This window comes from Leyella stercorea, from assembly GCF_021531355.1.
Taxonomy (GTDB): domain Bacteria; phylum Bacteroidota; class Bacteroidia; order Bacteroidales; family Bacteroidaceae; genus Prevotella.
In genome coordinates, this window is the sequence record NZ_JADYTS010000120.1 from 1 (window position 1) to 4,895 (window position 4,895).

Annotated in this window: 3 protein-coding genes; 2 read left to right on the forward strand and 1 reads right to left on the reverse strand. The window is 48.0% G+C overall.

Annotated elements, in window-relative coordinates:
- The first annotated feature begins 39 nt into the window (after positions 1-39).
- Both I6E38_RS14300 and I6E38_RS14305 read left to right on the forward strand, forming a co-directional pair.
- On the forward strand, positions 40-1,290 hold the full coding sequence (locus I6E38_RS14300; protein WP_235394625.1) for a glutamate-5-semialdehyde dehydrogenase: 1,251 nt from the start codon (positions 40-42) through the stop codon (positions 1,288-1,290).
- Positions 1,291-1,295: 5 nt separating this feature from the next.
- On the forward strand, positions 1,296-2,258 hold the full coding sequence (locus I6E38_RS14305) for a Rossmann-fold NAD(P)-binding domain-containing protein (RefSeq protein ID WP_235394626.1): 963 nt from the start codon (positions 1,296-1,298) through the stop codon (positions 2,256-2,258).
- A 933-nt stretch (positions 2,259-3,191) separates the two neighbouring features.
- Here the strand turns inward: I6E38_RS14305 and I6E38_RS14310 are convergent.
- Positions 3,192-4,052, reverse strand: a complete 861-nt coding sequence (locus I6E38_RS14310; protein WP_235394627.1) for an enoyl-ACP reductase FabI — start codon at positions 4,050-4,052, stop codon at positions 3,192-3,194.
- Between the last annotated feature and the right edge of the window lie 843 nt (positions 4,053-4,895).

Below are 4,895 nucleotides of genomic sequence, written 5' to 3' on the forward strand. Positions count from 1 at the left end.
CCCTACGGGGGAGGGGTCGGGGGTAGGGCTTTTCCCTATATGATAGAGCTATTCCATTCCACTCGCACAGCCTCCTATACACTGTCGCGTCTTACCGAGGCTGACCGCACAGCCGTGCTGTTGCACCTTGCTGACGCTACCGAGGCGCACATAGAGCAGCTGCTTGCTGCCAATACCGACGACCTTAGTCGTATGTCGGAGGACAATCCGCTGTACGACCGTCTGCAACTCACGCCACAACGACTGCACGACATTGCTGCGGCATTGCGCAATGTGGCTCACTTGGACAATCCGCTTGGCGAGGTGTTCGACCAAAAGACGCTGCCCAACGGACTCCTTCTGCGCAAGCAGCGTGTGGCGTATGGTGTCGTTGGAGTGGTGTACGAGGCACGTCCCAATGTCAGCTTCGATGTCTTCGCGCTCTGTTTCAAGACTGGCAATGCCTGCGTATTGAAGGGTGGAAAGGATGCCGATGCCTCCAACCGTGCCATCGTTGCAATCATCAAGGAAGTGCTTCGGGCGCACGGCATCGACGAAAACGTAGTATGCCTGTTGCCTGCAACGCATGAGTCGACACACGAGATGCTCACCGCTGTGGGTTATATCGACCTCTGCATACCGCGTGGCGGTCGACGACTGATTGACTTTGTGCGCGATACGGCACGCATTCCGGTCATTGAGACAGGTGCCGGCGTAGTGCATACCTACTTCGACGAACAGGGCGACACAGCAATGGGGGCGCGCATAATAGATAATGGCAAGACACGCCGTGTGAGTGTGTGCAACGCTCTCGACTGCCTTATCATCCATCGCTCGCGCATAGGAGCATTGCCGCAGTTGCTCGCTCCGCTTGCTGCCAAGCACGTACACGTCTATGCCGATGCTCAGGCTTACGATGTCCTGGCTGCCAACGGCTACGCAGCCAAGCTTACACGGGTCACGCCCGATATGGCTGACGAAGTGTATGGCACCGAGTTTATGTCGTACACGCTCGCCGTCAAGACGGTAGAGAACATCGACGAGGCGCTCGCTCATATCCGCCAGTACGGATCTGGACACAGCGAAGCCATAATAACAGAATCAAAACATAACGCCCAACTCTTCCAACAACAGGTAGATGCAGCTTGTGTCTATTGGAACGCTCCCACAAGTTTCACCGACGGAGGTGAGTTCGGACTCGGTGCCGAGATAGGCATCAGTACTCAGAAGCTTGGTCCGCGCGGTCCGATGGGGCTCCAGGCATTGACTACATATAAGTGGTTGATAGATGGGGAGGGGCAAGTAAGGTAATAATTATGAAAACATTCTTCCACGCACAAGACCTTGGCGACCTCAATGCAGCGCTCGCTGAGGCAAAAGAGGTGAAGCGCGATCGCTTCCAGTTTCAGCATCTTGGCAAGAACAAGACATTGCTGATGATTTTCTTCAACAACTCGTTGCGCACACGTCTGTCTACACAGAAGGCTGCCATGAATCTTGGCATGAACGTCATAGTGCTTGATGTCAATGCCGGTGCATGGAAACTGGAGACCGAGCGTGGCGTCATCATGGACGGCGACAAGTCGGAACATCTGCTTGAGGCTATCCCGGTAATGGGCAGCTACTGCGACCTTATCGGTATTCGCTCCTTCGCCGGACTCACCGACCGCGAGTATGACTATGCTGAGACAATCGTCTCGCAATTCGTCAAGTACAGCGGTCGCCCCGTCTTTGCCATGGAGACAGCCACGGTACATCCGCTTCAGGCGTTTGCCGACCTCATCACCATTGAGGAACACAAGACCAAGGCACGTCCTAAGGTAGTGCTTACGTGGGCTCCTCATTGCCGTGCATTGCCGCAGGCTGTGCCCAATTCGTTTGCCGAGTGGATGACAGCAGCCGATGTCGACTTCGTCATTACTCATCCTCACGGCTACGAACTCGACCCGAAGTTCACTGCTGGTGCCCGCATCGAGTACGATCAGATGAAGGCTCTTGAGGGTGCCGACTTCGTTTATGCCAAGAACTGGAGTTGCCCGGGCGTTACCAATCCCGAAGACTACGGCAAAATATTGTCGAAAGACATGTCGTGGACTATCGACGACAAGCATATGGCAGTAACCGACAACGGCAAGTTCATGCACTGTCTGCCCGTACGTCGCGGCCTGATTGTCACCGATGACGTAATAGAGTCAGCCAATTCGCTCGTCATCCCCGAAGCAGCCAATCGTGAGATCTCGGCAGAGGTTGTCATCAAGCGAATGCTTGAATCGCTGTAACAGAGCGGTATAACAGCCATAAATGAACTTTTGCAAGTTCAGAACTTAAAGCAATAATAACATAAAAGGGTCACAAGAATGTAGTGTTCACCCGACAGAGACCTATATCACTACGTCGAAGGGTGGGGCAGTGGTTGAGATTCCTGCCAACTCGCTCAATATATTGCGATTGAAATAGTAGAATCTAAAGTAGTGGGCGTGTCAGAATAGGAGTTAGAGGAAGTTAAGAAGAAGTTAATCCATCTACGATGAATGGAAGTTAACGGACAAATGCTTTATTATCAGCAATTTATACATATGTCCGCTAACTTCCTTTAACTTCGGGCGAAGCCCAAACTTCCTTTAACTCCTATTTTACACACCCGCTACTTAATATGCAAATATTGTACAGGCAGTAAAAAAGTGTTACAAAATAAAAATCGATTCTAGAGAATGGAAAAGCCGTTTCTGATGGTTTTTCCATAGCTATTCATCACATTTCTGATCATTCAGGGCTTCTTTGCTTTCCAAAAGGACTACTTTTGGAATGCAAGGAAGCCCTTTTTGCATTGCAAAACGACTACAGTTGTATTGCAAAAGGAGTACATTTGCAATGAAATGTACTCCTTTTTCGCAATCGCTCGTTGTATATTTCGAGCGAAAACATTGTAATATGCTGTGCTACTGCATATTACGCAAAACCGCTCAAAACTCGCGAATTTCGAGCCAAAGATTTCTTTGCTCGTTCAGTTCGCAGTTTTGAGCGGTTAAAAATGCAAATATAGTGTTGGGACGTAGGCCAAAAGCCCCACCCCCGGCCCCTCCCCCGTAGGGAGGGGAGTAATATGCACTGCAAAATATAGGAGGTTATGGCATTTGTCCGTTAACTTCCATTCATCGTAGATGGATTAACTTCTTCTTAACTTCCTCTAACTCCTATTTTGACCTCACAATTTATCCGTAGATAATCTTGCCGTTCTCGTCGCGGTTCTCTTCGATGAACGACTTGTTGTACTGAGTCATACCGCGGAGCGACATACCCATATTAGAGAAGCCGCCGTCGTGGAACAGAGTCTGCATTGTCACCTTCTTTGTTAGGTCAGAGAACATCACGACACAGTAGTCGGCGCACTCGTCAGCGCTGGCGTTGCCAAGAGGCGACATGCGGTCGCTGAAGTCGTACAGACCGTCGAAGCCCTTGATGCCGCTGCCGGCTGTGGTGAATGTCGGCGACTGAGAGATGGTGTTGATACGCACCTTCTTCTCACGGCCGTAGATATATCCGAAGCTACGTGCAATCGACTCAAGCAGCGACTTGGCATCAGCCATATCGTTGTAGCCGAAGAATGTGCGGTGTGAAGCCACGTATGTCAGTGCAAGTACCGAAGCCTCCTCGTTGAGAGCGTCGAGCTTCTTGGCTACCTGCAGCATCTTGTGGAATGAAATTGCTGAGATGTCGAGAGTCTTGTCAAGGAATCCGTAGTCCAGATCGTCGTAAGTACGCTTCTTGCGCATGTTCACGCTCATGGCGCATGAGTGCAGCACGAAGTCGATCTTGCCGCCCAATGCCTCCTGGGCCTTGACAAACAGGTTGTTCAAATCCTCTACCGATGTCGCATCAGCAGGGATGATGGTTGCGTTGGTCTTCTTTGCCAACTCGTCGATTGTGCCCATACGGCAAGCCACTGCTGTGTTGGTCAACACAATCTGTGCGCCCTCTTCTACGACACGTTCTGCTACTTTCCACGCAATCGATGCGTCATTCAATGCGCCGAAGATGATACCGCGCTTTCCTTTCAATAAATTAAAAGACATAGTTTTCTTTCTTATATTATATAATGTATATATGCTTTGTCTATGTTGCTGACTCTACGATTTTTCCATCGAATTCGTCTATACATAACATAGATTAGCTTCAAATGTGGTGCAAAGGTATAACTTTTTGCACATCCTACAATGAATGTGTGCAGAAAATGCACTTTTTAGAGCGATTTTATTTGATTCGTCAACATTTTCTGCACAAATCAAAAAGAATGTGCAATGAAAATACACCGCAATAACATCACAACATTACACCACATTTATCTTGCTGCGGAGGCTGGTGACCTCCGCTACTATATATATACAGATTGAACCATATAATATATACTAACAGCTTTTTACCTCATTCAGCCTAAAAACCCTCGAAAAAGGGCGAAAATGCCCCGTTTGACTTGATTTATCTCAATTATAAGCTAAAAATGTAACTTTTTTGAAACTTTTTCGTCAAAACTCTTGCATGGTAAGACTTTTTGTTATACCTTTGCATCCGCTTTCGAGAACGAACGAAACCTCAAGCAAAACGAGATTAAGTAGTGTTCGGGAAGTAAAAAGAAAGAGTTCTTTGAAAAGATTTACATAAACAGACAAGTAGTACAAGAAGCAAGTCTTACATTATTTATAATGTGTAGATTTGGGTAATATACATACCGTTAATTCATTAAAAAGATATACGGAAGCGTTCTGAAACAGATACAAACAATAAGCAATGTTCCGCCAAGCTTAGAAAGGCCTATTCGGCCCAGCAAGGCTTAGCATCAAGGAATCTTGCCTAGTAAAAGATATTTTACAATGTAGAGTTTGATCCTGGCTCAGGATGAACGCTAGCTACAGGCTTAA

Coding starts and splice junctions, on each gene's coding strand:
- I6E38_RS14300 (WP_235394625.1), top strand. CDS start 40: ATGATAGAGCTATTCCATTCCACTCGCACAGCCTCCTATACACTGTCG.
- I6E38_RS14305 (WP_235394626.1), top strand. CDS start 1,296: ATGAAAACATTCTTCCACGCACAAGACCTTGGCGACCTCAATGCAGCG.
- I6E38_RS14310 (WP_235394627.1), bottom strand. CDS start 4,052: ATGTCTTTTAATTTATTGAAAGGAAAGCGCGGTATCATCTTCGGCGCA.